Raw genomic sequence first — 20179 nt, forward strand, 5'->3', positions numbered from 1 at the left:
GAGCACAAAACATATATTCTAACCATCCAACTTTCAACGACCGTCTTAACCTTTCGAGGTGATTGGCATGGGAAAGCATTACCTTCCAAACCTCGCCCAGAGGGATGAGATGCTGAGGGAAATCGGGTTCGGTTCTATTGATGAGCTCTTCTCCGACGTTCCTGAGGGCATGGTTAGGGAGTTTGGCCTCCCCGAGGGAAAGAGCGAGTACGAGGTCTTCCTAGAGCTCAACGAAACCCTAAACAAGAACAAAACCGTTCTTGAAATGCCCAGCTTCCTCGGTGCGGGAACATACTTCCATTATATTCCCGCTCACGTCAAATACATAATCGAGAGGAGCGAGTTCTTGACGTCATACACACCCTACCAAGCGGAGATAAGTCAGGGCATGCTTCAAGCCCTTTTCGAGTACCAGAGCATGATGGCTGAACTCTACGGTCTTCCCGTTGTCAACTCCTCGATGTACGACTGGGGAACGGCAATAGCCGAAGCGGCCCTGATGACCGTGAGACTTCATAAGGGTAAGAGAAAGCGCTTCGTAATCCCGAAGGCACTCAGCCCAGAGAAGAGAACTGTTATAGAGACTTACACCAGGGGTGCAAACCTAGAGGTAATCGAGGTCCCCTGGAACGATGAGGGCAAGCTTGACATGGAAAAGCTCAAGGAGGCAGTTGAGAACTCGGCCGGTGTTTACGTCGAAATGACCAACTTCTTTGGACTGGTCGAAGAGAACGTGAGGGAAATAGGAGAGATTGCCCACGAAGCAGGAGCTTACTTTGTGGTAGGGGCAGACCCCACGATGCTCGGAGTTTTTGAAGCTCCTGGAGAACTCGGAGCGGATATAGCCGTCGGCGAGGCCGCTTACCTCGGTAACCCCATGAACTTCGGCGGGCCGAGGGCAGGCATCTTTGCCGTCAGAAACGACAAAAAGCTCATCCGCCAGATGCCAGGAAGGATAATCGGAATGACGAAAGATGCCGAGGGAAGGAGGGCCTTCGTCATGACATTACAGACGAGGGAACAGCACATAAGAAGGGCCAAGGCCACCTCGAACATCTGCTCCAACGAGGCTCTCGTTGCCATCGCTTCGGCCATACATCTCGCGAGCCTTGGGCCAAAAGGCTTGAAGGAGCTCGGCGAGACAATCCTTAAGAACACGGCCTACCTCATGAAACGCCTTTCCGAAATTGCCGAGGTTCCATTCGAGGGACTCTACTTCAAGGATGTTCCTGTTCGCTTCGAAAGGCCCTACAGGGATATACACGAGGCCCTTCTCGCGAGGGGAATCCACGGTGGTTACTACCTCGGAAAGCACTTCCCGGAGCTCGGAGAGACGGCGCTATTCTCAGCAACTGAAACGACGAGGAAAGAATGGGTTGAAGCTTTAATCAAGGCCCTCAGGGAGGTGGCCTGAATGTTCCGCCAGGCTAAATGGGACGAACCGCTCATCTTTGAGCTCTCCCGCGAGGGGAGAATTGGCTACACCCTGCCGAAGCCGATTGAAGATGTTGATGTAGAAATCCCCGAGAAGCTGAGAAGGAAAAGCAGACTCAATCTCCCTGAGCTAAGCGAGCCGGAGATAGTCAAGCACTATACCCGTTTGACCGAGATGAACTACGGTGTTGATTCAGGCATTTATCCGCTCGGCTCGTGCACCATGAAGTACAACCCCAAGATAAACGAGGAGATAGCCTCACACCCCGGCGTCGCCTACATCCACCCGTATCAAGATGAAAGAACCGTCCAAGGAGCGCTCAAAGTTATGTGGGAGCTAGAACAGTGGCTGAAAGAGATAACCGGCATGGACCGCTTCACTCTCCAGCCGGCGGCCGGAGCGAATGGAGAATTTACTGGCGTTTCAATAATTCGCGCCTACCACCTCGATAACGGTGAACCGCAGAGGGATGAGATGCTTGTAGCCGATTCAGCCCACGGAACTAACCCTGCAAGTGCAGCGATGGCGGGCTTTAAGGTCATAGAGATTCCTTCAACGGAAGAGGGAACGATGGACCTAGAGGCCCTTGAAAATGCCGTGAGCGAGAGGACAGCTGGCTTAATGCTCACAAACCCCAACACGCTCGGCATCTTCGAGGACGAGATACTGGAGATAGCGAGGATAGTTCACAAGGCCGGAGGTTTGCTCTACTACGACGGCGCGAACCTCAATGCCGTTCTCGGAAAGGTCAGGCCCGGGGATATGGGATTCGACATAGTGCACCTTAATCTCCACAAAACTTTCTCGACCCCACACGGTGGTGGTGGTCCTGGGAGCGGGCCAGTAGGAGTAAAGGACTTCCTGGAGGACTACCTGCCGGTTCCGCTCGTGAGTTATGACGAAGAAAACGACCGTTACTACCTCGACTACAACGTTCCCAAGAGCATAGGCAAGGTCAAAGAACTGTACGGCAACTTCGCGGTCATGGTGAGGGCCTTAACTTATCTCAAAATAATGGGACGCGAGGGATTGAGAAACGCAAGCGAGATAGCGGTTCTCAACGCGAACTACATTACTCAAAAGCTTAAGGGAACGAGAGGCTACGAACTCCCGGGGAAGAAACTCAGGAAGCACGAGACTGTCTTTTCAGCCGAGCCTATGAAGAAGGAGACCGGAGTTACCGCGATGGACGTGGCAAAGAGATTGCTCGACTTTGGAATGCACGCGCCGACAGTTTACTTCCCGCTGATTGTTCATGAGGCTTTGATGATAGAACCAACCGAGACCGTCAGTAAGGAAGAGCTCGACGCCTATGTGGAAGCGCTGAAGAAGATAAGCGAGGAGGCCTACAGCAATCCCGAAGTTGTGAAAAGCGCCCCCCACAACACCGCCGTCAGGAGAGTTGACGACGTTTTGGCAGCTAAGAAACCTATCCTCAGCTGGAGGATGTACCTTGAGCTGAAGGAGAAGGGCGAGATAGACCATTAACTGTCCTTTTCTACCCATTTTTGTTCAGAAAGGTTTTTAAGGTAAGAGGGCAAATATGTAATAGAAAACTTACACATGGGTGATTAAGATGACAGTTGGGGTCGGACGTGTTGAAAATGCCAGATACGATGTGGGATTTGATGAATACGTGATCCCAGTTAGGGGATTCCTCCTTCAAAGAGGCAAACTGGCCGGAATATACGTGAAGGAAGGAATAATCCCCGTGACTGAGGAGCTACCCAAGGAGGTTCACAGAGCCGTTGTGAAGGGCCGCGTTAAGAACGAAATAACAGTGAGGGAGATACACTACAGAGAAGAGGACACCATTGAGGTTCTTATCGAAGCAGATTACCAGAGCTGGACAGTATTCACAACGGGCTGAAAGGGACATCGTGAGGCTTTTAAAAGAGTTTCCCGGACAAAGTTTCATAAAAGTTCGCGGAGTGTGTGGTCAATTATCTCCACATTCAAAACCGCTCGTTTAAGATAGAATTTCCATTCTACAAGCCCAGAATACAGGCTCAACTATGAGGAGCGCTCCTTCGGAGCGTAAAAGAGCGCAAACCCCTAAACCATGCAACTTAGAGGGAGAAAATGACAACACCAGGACAAACATATAAAAAAGCACACCCTAAAAGGACTTCATAGGGCCACAATCTTTTAGTCGAACTCACGGGAATATTGTCCAATGAGTGGAGCTCTGTTCTAACGTCGCGTAGGTAAGCAATCTTTTGGAAAGGACTCGACCAAAAATGTTCTTGCCATTTAAGAAGGGCAAAAGATTAGCAGTGTACTCTTCAAAAAGCAACTCAAAACAGGGTTTAACACCAAACGAAGCCTTCTTAGTAGTTCCACCTTTGTTTTGACGCTCTCCTGACGCCGTTTAGAAAATGAAACACTCACTAAAGGGACAAATCTGATTGTAAATCCCCCTTAAAAACAAACCTTTAGGAAAAGGCACCTAATCATCTGCCAGCGCTTGCGAAGCAAGAGCTGTAATGGTGGGCCCGGGGGGCTTTGAACCCCCGACCACGCGGTTATGAGCCGCGCGCTCTGACCAGGCTGAGCTACGGGCCCACTACTGGCGCCGCCGCCCGGATTCGAACCGGGGACCGCCGGATTAACAGTCCGGCGCTCTACCAACTAAGCTACGGCGGCTCGACCCAATGTAGGGGATACAGGGGACATTTATAAATTTTGCGGTTGGCAAAAGTAGAAAGATTTATAACTCTCAAATTAATCCTAAAAGCTGACTGCCCCGGTAGCCTAGCCTGGCGGGGCGGCGGACTTGTAATCCGCCGGTCGCGGGTTCAAATCCCGCCCGGGGCTCCATTCATTTCTCGAGTAATGATTCAACCAGGGCAACAATCTGCCTATGAACTCCCTCTACATCCTCAAGTGCGTTGACGATTTTAATTTCGGGGAAGCGCTCCGCAAGTTTGAGGTAGTTTTCCCTGACTTTCTTCTGGAGCTCCACTATCTTGTCGAACTCGCTCTTTATGCTCCTCGTCCTTATGCGCTTCATACTCTCCTTAACAGGAAGGTCGAGGAGAAGAACGAGGTCGGGCCTTATTGCGAAGCGGTTCAAGTCAATAAGCCAATCAAGGTCAAGCCCCCTAGCCCACTGGTATGCAAGAGATGAATAGAAGTAGCGGTCAGAGATTACAACCTTTCCGGATTCAAGCGCGGGTTTTATAAGTTTATCAACGTGTTCAGCCCTATCAGCGGCGAAGAGCAAAGCCTCAGCCTCGTGGCTTATTTTAGCGCCGTCTATGATTCCCTCCCTGCCCCCAGTTAGGACAAGTCGCCTTATGAGCTTTCCGAAGGGTGTATCAGTTGGTTCCTTTGTTAGAACAACCTCATATCCCTTCTCCTCAAACCAGAGCTTAAGCAACTTCGCCTGCGTTGACTTCCCGGCACCATCAATGCCCTCAAGCACTATGAATATACCCAAAGCCCGTCACCTCCAAAATGAAAGAACGTGTAGACCCCTCGGTGGGGGATTTATAAAATTGCCGCTAGACCGAGAGCTCCTTCATGTGTTCAAGCAGAGACCACATACTGGTAAACTCCTTCTGCCCGTCTCCCCGGTAGAACTCCACAACACCATCTGGTCTGAAGCGCATTCCAAAATCGTAGCCTCCCTTGTTAAGCTTGTGGAGAAAAACCTCCTTGGGTTTCGGTGGCAGGTAGCTGGTCATCATGTCGTTCATGAGCTCGACCTCGAAGCCAAAGTGCTCGTTCATCCTCGGGAAGAAGAGAACGGCAGGGGTGTTCATAGCATCAACAAGTGCCTTACCCTCAATTCTAAAGTTATAACGCTTAAAGAGGTCGTGCATGAAGTCGTCTAAGGCATTGGGATAATATACGGTCGCACCTATATCGTTGGGCTGGGCCTCGATAAAGCTCCTGCTTTCTAGGATGGCGTTTATCTCGTCAACGTCAATCCCGCTGACGTAAACGCGAACGCCGCTATAGTAGTAGACGTAAGCCAGAGGAAGACCCTTCTTGTGGGCGAAGTCCTTGAGGGCTATGAGCGGAATCAGGCGAACGTCCATTATGGTAGAGCCCGTGCTGACTATCCCGACAACCATAGCCCTCTTCCCATAGCGTGAGATAGCCCTTCCGTCCCTGCCCACTATTATCGTTCCGTGGGAAACCGTCCCTATGGCCCTACCTAGGAGGGCGAGCTCCTCGGGATTGAACCTCTGGGAGTAATACACTTCCACTTCCACCACCTCAATCCGGGAGTATTATACTTTCCCGACCGATTCTTGACTCCACCCAAATCTTAACGTTTGAACCAATCTTGCTGAAGTCCTCAATGAGCGTGTTGTCCCCGATAACGCTTCCGGGCTGGATAACAACGCCTTTACCAATGTGGACGTTTTCGCCGATTATCGCTTCCTTAATCTCGGCACCGTCCTCAATAGTCACTCCTGAGAAGATTACCGAACGCTCAATTTTAACGTTTCTGCCTATCTCAACATCGTTGCCGATGACGGCAAAACCCCTGATTTCGGGTTTCCTCAGGATACAACGCCTGCCTGTATAGAGCGCACCCCCGTACTCAAGATTGCCCTTAAGGCTCTCGGTCTTGACCTGAGGAAGTATAAGTCTGCCGAGAAAGACGTCCTCCGTCGCTTGAAGATAGCTGGAGGGCCTCCCAACGTCGTTCCAGTACTCCTTAAAGGGAAATCCGTAAAGAGCCAAATCGTTCTCCAGCATCCTCGGAAACAAATCCTTGGAAAAGTCGAAGTTCCTGGCCTTGGGAACTAGGTCAAAAGCTTCCGGCTCAAAGACGTAGATGCCCGCGTTAACGAGGTTGCTGAAGACCTCCTCAGGCTTTGGCTTTTCCTTGAACTGCTGAATCCTGCCCTCTGAGTCTATTATCGCTATGCCGTATTGGGTGGGGTCGTCCACCTCAGAGAGGGCTATTGTCGCGAGGGCCTTCTTCTTTTTGTGATAATCATAGAGAGCCTTCAGGTCGAGGTTCGTAAGGACGTCACTCGAAACCACCAGAAATGTGTCGTCCATGTGTTTCACGACCTTTTTCGTTGCCCCAGCCGTTCCTAGCTTCACGTTGTCCTTGTTAGAGTAGTGAATCTCTATCCCCCACTCGCTCCCGTCACCAAAGTACTCAATGATGCGCTCCTTTAGATAACCTACGAGGACGTAGACTTCATCGACGCCAGCCTTGGTAAGGTTCTGGAGGGCGTATTCCATAAGGGGCCTGTTGAAGAAGGGCATCATAGGCTTGGGCCTGTAAACCGTCAGGGGAAGGAGCCTCGTCCCCCTGCCCCCAGCCAAAATCACTGCTTTCATACCTGGCACCATCCTGATATATCACTCCCAGTTAAAATATTTTGCGATGTCCCATCCTGAACTTGGAGGTTCATTATCGTACCTGTATAGCCGCAACAACTATTTTAAGTCATCGGTTAACATGGTGCGAGGCGGTCAAAAATGGAGGCACTTGAAAAACTCAGAGAGCTCCTCCCCGAGGAGCAGTTTGAAAAAATAAAGGCCATAGACAACCCCGAGCTTCATTCTTTTCTGGCTGAGTGGATTGAGTGGCTCGAGCCCAGCAAGGTTTTCGTCTGCACTGACAGCGAAGAGGACGAGCTCTACGTCCGCTGGAAGGCCCTCTACTACGGCGAGGAAAAGATGCTCGAAACGCCAAACCATACAGTTCACTACGACAACTACTACGACCAAGCGAGGGACAAGGCCAACACCAAGCTCCTTATCCCCGGTGGAAAGGAGGTTCCGTTCCTCAACACGATGGACAGGGAGGAGGGGTTGAGGGAGATAAGGGACTTGATGAAAGGGATTATGAGGGGCAAGGAGCTCTTCGTATGCTTCTTCGTGTTGGGACCAAAGAACTCGATATTCACGATTCCAGCGGTTCAGCTAACGGATTCGGCCTACGTTGCCCACTCGGAGTTCATCCTCTATCGGAAGGGCTACGAGGAGTTTAAGAGACTCGGTAGAAATGCCAAGTTCTTTCGTTTCGTTCACTCGGCTGGGGAGCTCGACGAGAGGAAGACCAGCAAGAACCTTGAGAAAAGAAGGATTTACATTGACCTCGAAGACGAGACAGTCTATTCGGTCAACACCCAGTATGGTGGCAACACGATAGGCCTGAAAAAGCTCGCCTTCCGCCTTACAATCCAGAAGGCCGTTAGAGAGGGGTGGCTGAGCGAGCACATGTTCCTCATGCGCGTTAACGGTCCAAACGGCAGGAAGACCTACTTTACAGGGGCATATCCAAGTATGTGCGGAAAGACGTCAACCGCCATGATACCCTGGGAGAACATAGTTGGTGACGACTTGACATTCATACTCCCCGTTAACGGTATAGCCAGAGGAGCGAACGTCGAGAAGGGTGTCTTCGGCATTATTCAGGGCGTAAACCCCAAGGACGACCCAATTATTTGGCAGGTTCTCCATTCCCCAGTCGAGATAATCTTCTCGAACGTTTTGGTGAAGGACGGCAAGCCCTACTGGAACGACATGGGCGTTGAGATTCCGAAGGAAGGAGAAAACCACAGCGGAAAGTGGTGGAAGGGCAAGAAGGACAGGGAGGGCAACGAGATACCGGCAAGCCACAAGAACGCGCGTTTCACCGTTTCCCTTGAACACTTTCCAAACGTTGATTTGGAGGCCCTTAACAACCCGTGCGGTGTGGAAGTGGGAGGAATGATTTTCGGTGGGAGGGACGCTGACACATGGCCTCCGGTGAGAGAAGCCTTCAGCTGGGAGCACGGCGTTATAACGATGGGCGCCTCACTTGAGAGCGAAACAACCGCGGCTACTCTCGGAAAGGAGGGCGTTAGGACCTTCAACCCGATGGCAATACTCGACTTCATGAGCGTTCCCCTGGGGGATTACATCAGAAACTACCTCGAGTTTGGTAAAAAGCTCAGGAAGACGCCGAAAATATTTGCTGTAAACTACTTCCTCCGCGAAAACGGTAAGTGGCTCAACCACAAGCTCGACAAAGCGGTGTGGCTCAAGTGGATGGAGCTTCGCGTGCATGGTGATGTTGAGGCAATAGAGACGCCAATAGGCTACATTCCTAGGTATGAAGACCTGAAAAGGCTCTTCAAGGAGGTTCTCAACAAGGACTACAGCAAGGAGGATTACGAGAAGCAGTTCACCATCAGGGTTCCGGAGTTGCTTGCCAAGATTGAGCGCATAGAGAGAATTTACCATGAGAAGGCCAAGGACGTCCCCGAGGAGCTCTTCAAAGTTCTTGAAGAAGAGAGAAAAAGGCTCCTTAAGGCTAGGGAGAAGTACGGCGACTACATAAGTCCGTTCGCACTGGAAGAAGCCTGATTGCTCCCTTCTATTTTCCTTCGTCGTCCGCCAAGAGGCAGGGTTTTTAAGGTTCGGGGAAATTAGTATCACCCATAATGATATGCGGTGGTTTCTATGGTGAGGGTTGATAACTGTCTCTGCGAGGCCATTCGCAAGAGGCTTCCAAGCCCGCTCCGGGGTCTGGTAGACTTGGCATACAACTATTGGTGGAGCTGGAACAGGCGAGCAACGAAACTATGGAAGAAAATAGACCCCGAGCACTGGGCCGAATACAAGAACCCAGTAAAACTACTTCTTGATACTCCAACCCACAGGTTCAAGGAGCTACTCCGAGATGATGATTTTATGAACCTCTACGAGCTCGTCATGGAGCAGTTTGAGGACTACATAAACCAGGAATCAACATGGTTTTCGACCAACTACCCAAAATGGGACAGGCCAATAGTCTATTTATGTATGGAGTACGGCATAAGCAAAAGCCTGCCGATTTACTCCGGCGGTCTTGGAATCCTTGCCGGAGACCACGTTAAAACAGCCAGCGACCTAGGGTTGCCCTTCATAGCCGTTGGTCTACTCTACAAACACGGTTATTTCAAACAGGAGATAGACGAAAAGGGTAACCAAATTGAGATTTTCCCAGAATACAGGCCCGAAGAGATGCCAATAAGACCCGTTCTTGATAAGGGCGGCAAGAGACTACTTGTAGAGGTTCCTATAGAAGATAGAACAGTATACGCAAGGGCCTTCGAGGTCCAGGTGGGACGGGTCAGAATTTACCTTCTCGACACTGACGTTCCCGAGAACAGCCCCGAAGACAGAACCATATGCGATTACCTTTACAACGCCGATATGGACAAGAGGATAAAACAGGAGATACTCCTCGGCATCGGCGGAATGAGGCTCCTCAAAGCCCTTGGCATTGAACCCGGGGTAGTCCACCTAAATGAGGGACACCCGGCCTTCGCCAACCTCCAGAGGATTGCATGGCTCATGGAGGAAGGCCTCACATTCACCGAGGCCCTGAGCGTTGTTAGGGGAACGACTGTCTTCACGACCCACACACCGGTTCCAGCTGGTCACGACAGGTTTCCCATTGAGGAAGTCAGAAAAAGGCTCTCGCAGTTTCTCAAAGGAAGGGAGGAGCTCATTAAGTTGGGGAAGGAAGGAGACCAGTTCAACATGACGCTCCTAGCCATAAGGACGTCGAGCTACGTGAACGGTGTCAGCAAGTTACATGCCCAAGTGAGCAGGAGGATGTGGCAGAACCTCTGGCCCGGCGTCCCCCTAGACGAGATACCGATAGGGGCGATAACCAACGGTGTCCACACGATGACGTGGGTGCACAACGAGATGAGGAAGCTCTTCGATAGATACATCGGCAAGATCTGGCGCGAGCACACGAACCTAGAGGGAATATGGTTCGCCATCGAGAGGATTCCTGACGAGGAGCTCTGGGAGGCCCACCTTGAGGCGAAGAGGCAGTTTATCGAGCTCCTCAGGAGAAAAGCCATAAAAAGAAACGAGCGCCTAGGGATAGACGACCCAATTCCATCTATAGATGAGAACGCACTCATAATAGGGTTTGCAAGAAGATTTGCAACGTACAAGAGGGCTACCCTCCTCTTCACGGACCTTGAGAGGCTCAAGAAACTCCTGAACGACCCGACCAGACCGGTTTACCTCGTCTTCGGAGGGAAGGCACATCCAAACGACTGGGGAGGAAAGGAGTTCCTGAGGAGGGTCTACGAGGTCAGCCAGATACCGGAGTTCAGGGGAAAGATATTCATCTTGGAGAACTACGACATGGGTAGTGCGAGGCTGATGGTGGCTGGAGTTGATGTCTGGCTCAACACGCCAAGGAGACCGTTAGAAGCGAGTGGGACGAGCGGAATGAAGGCAGGTCTCAACGGCGTCCTCAACGCGAGCATCTTCGACGGCTGGTGGGTCGAGGGCTACAACGGCAAGAACGGCTGGGTTATCGGTGAGGAAAGCACCGGGCCGGAGAGCGAGGAAGACGACGTTAAGGACGCCGAGTCCCTATACGACCTCCTCGAGAGGGAAATAATCCCTACATACTATGGCAACCGCGAGAAGTGGATTTACATGATGAAGGAGAGCATAAAGAGCATCGCACCTCGCTTTAGTACTCACCGGATGGTCAAGGAGTATATGGACAGGTTTTATTCCAAAGCCATGAGCAACCACATTTGGCTTACCCGAGATAATTACAAGGGAGCAAAAGAGATAGCGGGATGGAAGGACAGGGTCACGGAGTCATGGTCTAAAGTCGGTTTCGTTGACGTCAGGGTTCTCGACAATCGCTCGGGCCTTGAGGTACTGATTGACCTCGACGGCCTCAAGCCAGAAGACGTTCGCGTCGAACTCTATTACGGTGTCCGCGCCGAAGGGTACCACATCGAAAGACCCCATATAATCGAGCTCAGACACCCACGGAGGCTTGAAGGTAGAAAGTGGCTCTATTTATACAGAGGAAACGCATTAAAACACCTTGGGAATCCCTGCTGGCACTACGCTCTAAGGGTCTATCCGTACCATGAGAAATTACCCCACAGGTTCCTCCTAGGATTTGTTAAGTGGTTTGGATTGGACTAAATGTTCTAAATTGTTTCCTTAATTTTTAAAATAGTCCGTATTTCCAAATTTTTTTGGAAAATCTGCACGGCAAAGCTTTTATTTTTCGGAGTTCTAACTCCGCAGAAAAACCTTAAAGGGGGGCATGGGGGATGGATGAAATAAGGAAGTGGACACTCTACCTGATGTTTATGGTCGCGGGTTTCACGACGGGAATAGGGACAATAGGACTGTTCCCCCAGTTCTGGATGGAGTACGGTCTAACAGGACTGGCTGTGTACCTATTTTTCCTAGCGATATTCACATACGTTGCAATAGTTGAGGCAGAGAAGGTCATCAGGTCAGGCTACTACTTCGTTGAGCTCTACAACAAAATCCTGAAAAAACCAGCGATGATACTTGCCATACTGACGACGATAATCGTGTTCCTCTCATATTATACTGCCAACACCATGCTTGTTCTTCTATCCCCTGTGGTTGGAACTGGCACAGTTGGAAGGCTCATAGCCAAAGTCCTGATGATTGCCATCGTGTTTATAGTCCTCACAAGGGCCAAGGAAAAGACATTCGCAATAATGTCAGCGGGTTCAATGATTCTGGTCATCTCGGTAATAGTGACCACGATTGCATTTGTCTCAAAGATACCTCCAACAGCAGCATTCCTAGGCATGGCAAAGCACATGATAATGAGCAGGAACCCCCTAACGGTAAGGATGATTATGGCCGCAATCGAGAAAGCTCTCTACGGAGTGGGGCTTGGATTTGCGTTTTACCTAATGCTCGGAAGTTTTATGAACGAGAGATTCAACGCGAGGCTAATTATAGCTGTTGGTGTCCTGATACAGGCTATTCTGGGAATCCTGGCCACAATAACAATAGTTTACGCAATAGCACCATCAACACCAGGGGACCTCTTGAAGTACGTGTATGGGGGAGAAGAGGGGGCAATTCGCCTGATGGGACAGCTCCCCTCCATTCTAGCAGATTACAGGTTTCTTTTAATCCTAATAGCCGTTTCGATATTCCTGGCTGGAGTTACAAGCATCCTCCCAACGGCAGAGGTCGGGCTTCAGATTCTTGAATTCAACATGAAAGTCGGAAGAAACAGAGCTGCCGCCTATCTGCTGGGACTTGCCCTCCTCATAGGCATTCCTGACTCCGTTCCAAAACTTGCCCAAGCACTACTACTCGCCGTGTCCATATCAATATTCTTTACCGCTTTGTTTGAGTACTACCCAGTAATCTCGAAGGAAGTAGAGAGGATAAAAGGACTGAAACCAACAACCGCACAGTTAATAGCGGGTGCAATACTCTTCGGCGTCCTTATCCCAATGGGTCTATACGCCCTATACGAGACGGCCAAAAAAGGAGGGGCCGACATTATCGGGGCATTACTGGCGGTCATAATAGTAGCAACTGGCATCTTTGCCAACAACCCCATTAAAAAGAAAAAAGAAGAGTAAGTCACTTGTGGGCGAAAATCGCCCTGACCTTTCCATCTTTTACCTCATCTATTCTCACGAAACCAAAGCGCTCGAACTGAACAACGTCGTCAACCTTAACGTCGGCATTGCTCTCGAGGAGACCGTGTCTTATTATCAGTTCCTCACCCTCGGGAACCCAGACCTCACAGGGCTTGCCCTCGGTGACCCAGTGGACCATCCTCCAGCGGTTTTTCCTGGCTATTTCGTACTCAACGCTATGAAACCTGGCCCTTATACCGTCCTCGTTAACCTCGAGGATTTCAACGTTGAAGAGGTCCTTCAAGCGGACGAAGTTCCCGGGCTTAAAGAGCTCTGTATCATCCCCAGAGACATAAACGGGTCTACCTGGCTTGAACTTAAGCCTTCTAACTCCCCTCTCTGGATAATCAGGATGGAGCGGTATCTCGGCTATAAATTCCTTCTCGTAACCCTCCACGTGCATCGGAATCGGGTCTGCAACGAAGAAGTAGCGGTTGGCTATCGGTTCAACTATCCTCCTGTTTATCGCGGCAAGGTTATCCCAGCTGACTGTTGTGTCACTTCTCTTTAGGCCAACCTCGATGATTAGCTCCCTGATTGCCTCTGGCTGAATTCCACGCCTTCTCAAGGCGCGAATCGTCCCGAGCCTCGGGTCGTCCCAGCCGAGATATTTCCCTTCCTCGATACCTTTCCTAGTCTTTGACTTGCTGAGAATAACGCCTTCAATACTCAGCCTGCCGTGGTGGACTGTAACCGGGTACTCCCAGCCGAAGTAGTCGTAAACGTAGCGCTGCCTCGTCTCGTTCTCTGCATGCTCCTGTCCGCGGAAAATGTGGGTAACTCCGAGCTCGTGGTCGTCTATGGCTGAGGCAAAGTTGTAGAGGGGCCAAACTATATACTTGTTTCCAGTCCTCGGATGGTTTGGGTTGTCTATGATTCTCAGAGCGGGCCAGTCCCTCACCGCTGGATTTGGATGCTTGAGGTCAGTCTTTATCCTGACTACCGCTTCGCCCTCCTTGTACTCGCCGTTGAGCATCTTCCTCCAGCGTTCAAGCTGAACCTCAACCGGCTCGTCCCTGTGCGGGCAGGCGATGCCCTTGTCGCGAAGCTCGCGGAACTCCTCAGGTTTGCATGTGCAGACGTAGGCCTTGCCCATCTTTATGAGCTTCTCGGCGTAGTCGTAGTATATCTCAAGTCTGTCGCTTGCTATGTGTATCTCATCAATCTTAAAGCCGAGCCACTCAAGGTCCTCCTTAATCCACTCGTAAAAGATAGGTTCAGGCCTCTTGACCTTCGGGTCGGTATCGTCGAAGCGCAGGATGAACTTGCCGTCGTACATGCGAGCGTATTCATGGCTGAGAATAGCGGCCCTCGCGTTCCCGAGGTGGAAGGCGCCGTCAGGATTTGGGGCGAAGCGCGTAACAACCTTGCCCTTTTCAGCCTTCGGGAGAGGGGGTAGGCCTCTCTTTTCCTCTTTCTTTCCCTTTTTCTCCTTGAAGAATTCTGGATAAATCTCGCGGAGCTTTGCCTCCTGCTCCTCAATAGATAGGGAGTTCACCTTCTCGACTATCTCGTTTACGAGCGGGATTATCTCCTTTGCTTTAGGCCTCAGTTCGGGGTTCTCGCCGAGTACCTTTCCTATGACCGCCTTCGGGTTAGCCTTTCCTTTATGGGTGTAAGCGTTAACCAGCGCGTACTTCCAGATTAGCTCTTCCACCATCTTTGACCACCCGTGGGAGAATCGGAAAAGCGGTTATAAAGGTTAGTCCTAAAGCGGGGTTCTATCTTCCGGAGTTTTCTCCAAGCTAACAAACTCAACGAACATCATGACAATGCCAACCCCTCCAAAAATGAGGGCCATCAAGGAAAAGCTCAACACTGCAAGAAGAATCCCCCAGAGAATAAGACCAATCCCAAAGAGCATTTTCCCTAAATCCATTGGAGTTCCCCACCGTAGAAACATATTACCTACTAAAAAGCTTTGCAATTTGCAAGAAGAAAAGAGGGGAATCACTCGGCAAAGGTGATTATCTTCAGGTTGACCGGCCTTCTAACGACGTTGTACTTCCTCGCCCCAACCAAGTATCTAACCCCGGTTTCGCTGACAGTATCTATGAGTCTCTGGGTTATGACGCCGTTAAAGACCACGGCGTAAACGTCCTTGCGCTCCTTGAGCTGGTTGGTGAGCTCCCTCACCGGTATCTCGGTTATGACGTTCTTGTTCTCGTCGAGGAGGAGGGCTATGCCGTCCTTCTTAACACGCTCGATGAACTCGCCGAACTCTTCAAGTTCGGGAGCTTGGGCCTTCTCGATGGGTTTGACTATTTTCTCCTCCTTAGGAACCGGCTTCTCGACCTTCTCAGGCTTTCCCTCTTCAACCTTAACCGGGACAACCCTTGGTTCTTTTGGTTCAACTTTTCTGGTTTCCTGCTTCTCCTGCCTCTCCTTTATGATGTCGTAGAAACTCCTGCCCTTGTTGAACATCTCGTTAATGACCTGCTCGGCGGGAACCTTGCTCCTTAGGGCCTTGACGATTTCCTTCTTGGTGAGCTCCTCAACTTCCTTACCCTCAGGAGCCCTCGCCACGTAGTCCACATCGGCAACCTGAAGGAGCTCCTTGAGGATTAGCTCCCCACCGCGGTCACCGTCGGTGAAGGCCGTAACTATCCTCTCCTTGCTGAGCTTGATTATGGTCTCCGGAATGGACGTTCCTTCAACGGCTATGGCGTTCTTTATGCCATGCTTGAGAAGGTTGAGCACATCAGCCCTGCCCTCAACCACGATGATTGAATCCGAAAACGGAACGTGTGGCCCAGCTGGAAGCTTCTCGGGGCCGTACTCGATAAGCTCCTTAGCTCTAACAGCTTTCTTAACCTCCTCGGTGAGCTCCTGAGTTTCGGGAATCTCCTGCTCCATGAGGGTTTCAAGTATCTCCTTGGCCCTCTCGATGATGTACTTCCTCTTCGTTGCCCTCACATCTTCAATGCGGAGAACCCTTATTTTGGCCTCCGCCGGACCAACCCTGTCTATTGTCTCCAGTGCGGCCGCCAGAATCGCTGTCTCAACCCTGTCGAGGCTCGACGGAACCGTTATTGTTCCGTAGGTCTTGCCGGCCTTGTTGTGGACCTCAACGCGAATCCTGCCAATCCTTCCGGTCTTCTGAAGCTCCCTGAGGTCGAGGTCGTCCCCAAGGAGGCCCTCCGTCTGTCCAAAAATAGCACCAACAACGTCGGGCCTTTCAACGATGCCGTTAGCCTCAAACTCGGCGTAGATGACGTATTTGGTAGTTCCAAACTCGTCCTTTCCTGACATAAAACCACCCTCTTTAGCCTTTTTTCGTTTTTCAGCCAAAACTTGCTGGAGTATCGTCTTCTTTCTCTTCATCGAATCCCCTCCAGCCGGGGGTCAGAAACGGAGATAACCTTTAGGTAAAGGCCGTAGAGGTCCTCGACGCCCTTGATGTCCTTCTTGACAAGTTTTCTGAGCTCCTTCCATGTTTCAACGTCAACCCTGCAGGGGTAGCCGGCCAGATAGCGGAGCAACTTCCTAGCCAGCTCTTCACCCTTTCTGTCGAAGTCTGTGAGTATTTTGACGTCCCCATGGGATGAGGCGATGAGCGCGACCTCTGGCAGAGGCAGACGGGAGAGCCGGATTATCTCCGCCCTGACCCCCAGATTCCTCAGAGCCACCTCGTCTCGCATGCCCTCAACGATGAGGGCGCCCTCAAACTCTCGCAGTTCGTCTATAAGCTCCAGGAATCTTTTATAGTTTTCGGCGTACATAACGCCTCGCTACCGAGTACTCCCTAGAGTTAAAAGCTTTTGGGTCACGGTTTCAGGGAGAACCAGAGACGATAATTGTTTTTCTTTCCGATGAACAGAGCAATAACGGGGCCTATTATAAGGAGCGAGAAGAGTGTGTAACTTCCAATCCTTGAATTTTTAAATACCGTTAACCCTAGGAGCAGAGCCAGGAGAAAGCCTCCTAGGAAACCAAGAAGACCATAAAAGAGGGGGCCTCCAATGGAGGGGTTAATGGTGACAACGTACATTAAAGCACCCATTATCAGAATCGAGAGCCCAAAGTAAGGGTCACCTGAAATGGCGTAAGCCAGCAGGGTTGAAATCACGATAGCCAAGAGTGGAGCCAATCCCCTCATGGCAATAAAAATTAGGACGTCTCTTCAAAATATAGTTTTCGCTCATTGGCTAACAAACCGGTGTTATCGAACCGTGGTAACTCATCGGTTCCTCGTAGAACTCCTCGATGAGTTTCTGAAGTTTTCTCGAGAGCTCTATCTGAACTCCCCACGAGCCCTCGATTTTGCCCTTGGCGGCCATCCTCCCTAAAAAGCGCTTCATCTCCTCGCTCAATGGAGAAGGTTTGCACCGTGCCCATGGCGTCCCCGGGAGGGGCATGAAATAGTGGGCCCTCACCTTTCCACCCTTGCTCATAATCCACTTCATCAGCTCGATGCTCTTACGCTGGCTCTCCTCAGTCTCGTTTGGCAGGCCCACAATGAAGTCCACCACGGGCTCGAAGCCGTACTCGAGCATGTACTCAACGGCCTGTTTAACATGCTCAACTTTGTGGAGCCTGTGCATCGCTTTGAGCATTGCATCGTCACCACTTTGGGCACCAATCGCTAACCTTCTATTGTCGGCATAATCTATGAGTAGCTCAAGTGTCTCGGGTAGAACAAACTCGGGCCTTACCTCGCTTGGAAAAGTTCCATAAAAGAGCCTCCTGCCTTCTTTCCTTAGCGGCTGGAGGGCCTTGAGAAGGGCCTCGAGCTTGTTCAGCTTAAGTATAGCACCCGGGGAGCCGTAGGCGAAGGCGTTAGGGGTTATGTAGCGCATGTCCTTCATCCTTCTGGAGTACTTCACAATCTGGTCTATCGGCCTGTGCCTCATTCGGAAGCCCTTTATGTAGGGGGTCTGGCAGTAATAACAGCGGAATGGACAGCCACGGCTTATTTCTATCGGTGAAATCAGTCGAACGGATTCCGGATACGGTGGAAAGCGCCAGAAGTCCTCGACTTTGGCGAAACCCGTAAAGACGAACTCGCCGTTTAGGTAAAACGCCAGCCCCCTTATGTTCGCAAGCTCTGGGGTTATCTTGTAGTCAGTCCTCTTGAGTGTTGTAAGAAGCTGGTATATTACCTCCTCACCCTCGCCAACAACTGCTATGTCAAAACCGAGCTTTAGGGTATGCCTCGGCATCGCTATGGCATGATAACCCCCTGCCACTAAAAGGGCACCCCTCTCCTTGAGGAGCTTAACTTCCCTCGGAAGATTACCCCAGATTTCCTCGGTGAAGAAGGAGTAGAGAACCACCTTAGGGTTTGCCTTTAGTATCTCGCCAAAGTCCTTGGTTATCAAAAGCTCTCCCAAATCGAAGTCCTGACTCTCAAGGGCCCCTAAAAGGTGGACGAAGGCGTTGTGATTGCGCTTTGTCATCCTGACAGCTATTTCCGGCATGGTCGAAAGCGCGAGAAGAGCCTTAAAACGATAACGGTTCAGAAATGGGAAGTTAAAAAGTCAAAAAGGGTTCAGGCCTTGATGGCAAGCTTGATGTCCTCGGCCTTGACGGTCTTCCTGCCAGCGTGCCTGGCGAACTCGTTGGCCTTCTTGGCGAGCTCGATGGCGTACTCCTCGAGGTACTCGGCGAGGACCTTGGCGGCCTCCTCGCTGACCCTCTCGGCGCCGGCCTTCCTAATAAGCCTGTCAATTGGAGCAATCGGAAGCTCGGCCATTCACAACACCTCCATAAAAACTTTTTCGGTAGTTTCTAGGCATTTCGAGGTATATAAAACTTTCGGTAAAAAAGGTCTCTAAATGCCCCAAATCGAACATACCCTTAGAAGGAAAGGTTATTCTGGAGGGAAAAAACTCTGCCGGGCTCTGAACATCGTAGGGTTTACGACAATTGTTAAAAAAGCGTAAAGGGACACCACCTAGATACAGCCCCTAAAACAGTAGAATTACCCAAAACAATGACTTTAGGCACAATGGACACTTTTAGAACTCACTTGGACTCACGACTCCTGCGCTTGGACAGGACTATTCCCCCGCTCCCCTGATACCGTCCCCTGTAAGGATTTCTGGCCGGACCCTCGAGGCGGATGAAGGCAATCTGAACAAAGCGCTCGCCGTAGGAGAGCTCAACCGGTTTGTCCGAGGCGTTGTAAACGCCCAGAGTAAGCTTTCCGTCCCAGCCCGGGTCAACCCATGCAAGAGAACCAATTAAACCCTCCCTAGCTAAACTGCTCCTGAGCTTCATGTCTCCCATGATATCATCAGGAAGTTTAATCCGTTCGAGCGTCAGAATAAGGGCATGAGCCTTAGGAGGAATTACCAAAGTTTCAAGCTCCTTAACGTTGACGATTTTACCCCTAAGGTAAGCCTCATCACCGACTCGAAGGTCGTAACCTGCTGGCTGAAGTGACTCCTCCGAAAAAGGTTCGATTAGAATCTCTTTCCTTATCTTCCAATCCGGAAGCATCATCGTGACCACCGATGGGAATTTAAGGGCTGGGTATAAAAACAAACCGGCCGATGATGAGCGGTTGGCCCGGCACTGAACCGTGCTGAGGGCCACCACTCCTGAGGCCAGCAAGATTTGCTTGCGCAAAGCTTGACCAAAATGGTTTAACTGTCCGAAAGGGCAAAAGGAAAGTTGCATGCGTTACCAAGCAGTCCACTGGTTCGGGGTTTACGTTCATGGTGGCGTGAAGAAAGGCGTTTAATTTAAAACAACGCCCTTCGGGCGCTAATGAGGGGAACACACGCTCAAAACTGGCAAGAGGGTTTATCCTGAAAACAAGTGTTTCTCAAGCAGTTTTACGTTTTTATCGGCGCTCGAAGGGCGCCTTAGTAAGGTGAAACACTCACCGATGGGGCAAATTTAGTAGAAACCATTTTAAGACCTGCAATTTTCGAAAAAAAGCACCTACTCTTCCGCCAGCGCTTGCAAAATCAAACTTTACCTTGCAAAGTTTGACCAAAGAGTGAACTTCCACCAAAATAGCCAGAATGAGTTGGCATGTCTTTTCAACATTTCAAACTCAAAGCGGGTTTTCCTTAAAAAAGCAAACCAAAACAGGTTTCAACTTTTTATTAACACCTAAAGGGCGTTATTCCAAAAAGAAACCACCAAAAACAAGCAAGTTCAAGAATAAACCCCTATTAAAACTGCAACCCAAAAGGACATGCAAACCCCGGCCAAACTTCGCGCAGGCGAAGTTTGTACTGGCGGGCCGGGCGGGATTCGAACCCGCGACCTTCGGCTCCGAAGGCCGACGCCCTGTCCAGACTAGGCCACCGGCCCAACCCTACATGGGTTAAGTCAACCAAACATAAAGCTTGCGGTTCAGTAA

Annotated in this window: 16 protein-coding genes and 4 tRNA genes; 7 read left to right on the top strand and 13 right to left on the bottom strand. The window is 50.7% G+C overall.

From position 1 onward, the window contains the following. The first annotated feature begins 67 nt into the window (after positions 1-67). From gcvPA to F7B33_RS05315, 3 genes are all read left to right on the top strand, one after another. Positions 68-1414: an aminomethyl-transferring glycine dehydrogenase subunit GcvPA gene (gene gcvPA, locus F7B33_RS05305; RefSeq protein WP_297073582.1), complete on the top strand. Its 1347-nt coding sequence runs from the start codon at positions 68-70 to the stop codon at positions 1412-1414. Beyond that, entirely contained in the window at positions 1415-2923 is a 1509-nt protein-coding gene (gene gcvPB / locus F7B33_RS05310) for an aminomethyl-transferring glycine dehydrogenase subunit GcvPB (protein WP_297073585.1), read from the top strand. It abuts the gene before it with no gap. A gap of 88 nt (positions 2924-3011) precedes the next feature. Continuing rightward, entirely contained in the window at positions 3012-3305 is a 294-nt protein-coding gene (locus F7B33_RS05315) for a hypothetical protein (RefSeq protein ID WP_297062473.1), read from the top strand. Positions 3306-3922: 617 nt separating this feature from the next. Here F7B33_RS05315 and F7B33_RS05320 read toward each other — a convergent pair. Further along, a tRNA-Ile gene (locus F7B33_RS05320) sits at positions 3923-4000 on the bottom strand. A 5-nt stretch (positions 4001-4005) separates the two neighbouring features. After that, positions 4006-4081 (bottom strand) — tRNA-Asn (locus tag F7B33_RS05325). Positions 4082-4178: 97 nt separating this feature from the next. On the opposite strand from F7B33_RS05325, the gene F7B33_RS05330 reads away from it, so the two are divergent. After that, positions 4179-4255, top strand: a tRNA-Thr gene (locus F7B33_RS05330). A gap of 1 nt (position 4256) precedes the next feature. Here the strand turns inward: F7B33_RS05330 and tmk are convergent. From tmk to F7B33_RS05345, 3 genes are all read right to left on the bottom strand, one after another. Next, positions 4257-4877 (bottom strand): dTMP kinase, encoded by a 621-nt coding sequence (gene tmk, locus F7B33_RS05335; protein ID WP_297062474.1) that lies wholly within the window; start codon positions 4875-4877, stop codon positions 4257-4259. 64 nt (positions 4878-4941) lie between these two features. Further along, complete coding sequence (locus tag F7B33_RS05340) at positions 4942-5652, bottom strand: phospho-sugar mutase (RefSeq protein ID WP_297073606.1); 711 nt, start codon at positions 5650-5652, stop codon at positions 4942-4944. 10 nt (positions 5653-5662) lie between these two features. Further along, positions 5663-6748, bottom strand: coding sequence for an NDP-sugar synthase (locus F7B33_RS05345; RefSeq protein ID WP_297062484.1), 1086 nt, complete (start codon positions 6746-6748; stop codon positions 5663-5665). A 141-nt stretch (positions 6749-6889) separates the two neighbouring features. On the opposite strand from F7B33_RS05345, the gene F7B33_RS05350 reads away from it, so the two are divergent. The 3 genes from F7B33_RS05350 to F7B33_RS05360 all read left to right on the top strand — a co-directional run bounded on the left by F7B33_RS05350 (position 6890) and on the right by F7B33_RS05360 (position 12801). Further along, positions 6890-8764: a phosphoenolpyruvate carboxykinase (GTP) gene (locus F7B33_RS05350; protein WP_297073587.1), complete on the top strand. Its 1875-nt coding sequence runs from the start codon at positions 6890-6892 to the stop codon at positions 8762-8764. Positions 8765-8860: 96 nt separating this feature from the next. Further along, positions 8861-11359, top strand: a complete 2499-nt coding sequence (malP, locus tag F7B33_RS05355; protein ID WP_297073589.1) for a maltodextrin phosphorylase — start codon at positions 8861-8863, stop codon at positions 11357-11359. Positions 11360-11490: 131 nt separating this feature from the next. Beyond that, positions 11491-12801: a sodium-dependent transporter gene (locus F7B33_RS05360; RefSeq protein WP_297073591.1), complete on the top strand. Its 1311-nt coding sequence runs from the start codon at positions 11491-11493 to the stop codon at positions 12799-12801. Between the two features lies 1 nt (position 12802). Here the strand turns inward: F7B33_RS05360 and F7B33_RS05365 are convergent, their stop codons facing one another. The 8 genes from F7B33_RS05365 to F7B33_RS05400 all read right to left on the bottom strand — a co-directional run bounded on the left by F7B33_RS05365 (position 12803) and on the right by F7B33_RS05400 (position 20130). Next, complete coding sequence (locus F7B33_RS05365; protein WP_297073594.1) at positions 12803-14521, bottom strand: glutamate--tRNA ligase; 1719 nt, start codon at positions 14519-14521, stop codon at positions 12803-12805. A 290-nt stretch (positions 14522-14811) separates the two neighbouring features. After that, on the bottom strand, positions 14812-16185 hold the full coding sequence (gene dnaG / locus F7B33_RS05370; protein WP_297063081.1) for a DNA primase DnaG: 1374 nt from the start codon (positions 16183-16185) through the stop codon (positions 14812-14814). After that, positions 16182-16583, bottom strand: coding sequence for a toprim domain-containing protein (locus F7B33_RS05375; protein WP_297073596.1), 402 nt, complete (start codon positions 16581-16583; stop codon positions 16182-16184). Before F7B33_RS05375 ends, dnaG begins: the two co-directional genes overlap by 4 nt. A gap of 44 nt (positions 16584-16627) precedes the next feature. Continuing rightward, on the bottom strand, positions 16628-16939 hold the full coding sequence (locus F7B33_RS05380; protein WP_297063085.1) for a hypothetical protein: 312 nt from the start codon (positions 16937-16939) through the stop codon (positions 16628-16630). 70 nt (positions 16940-17009) lie between these two features. Then, the gene (locus F7B33_RS05385) at positions 17010-18281 is read right to left on the bottom strand and encodes a TIGR04013 family B12-binding domain/radical SAM domain-containing protein (RefSeq protein WP_297073598.1); all 1272 of its coding nucleotides are present in this window, start codon (positions 18279-18281) and stop codon (positions 17010-17012) included. 71 nt (positions 18282-18352) lie between these two features. Next, a complete protein-coding gene (hpkA, locus tag F7B33_RS05390) occupies positions 18353-18556 on the bottom strand; it encodes an archaeal histone HpkA (RefSeq protein WP_042688694.1) in 204 nt (67 codons plus the stop codon). Positions 18557-18828: 272 nt separating this feature from the next. Continuing rightward, the gene (gene dcd, locus F7B33_RS05395) at positions 18829-19308 is read right to left on the bottom strand and encodes a dCTP deaminase (RefSeq protein ID WP_297063091.1); all 480 of its coding nucleotides are present in this window, start codon (positions 19306-19308) and stop codon (positions 18829-18831) included. A 744-nt stretch (positions 19309-20052) separates the two neighbouring features. After that, positions 20053-20130 (bottom strand) — tRNA-Arg (locus F7B33_RS05400). Positions 20131-20179: the final 49 nt, after the last annotated feature.

This window comes from Thermococcus sp., assembly GCF_015523185.1.
GTDB lineage: Archaea > Methanobacteriota_B > Thermococci > Thermococcales > Thermococcaceae > Thermococcus.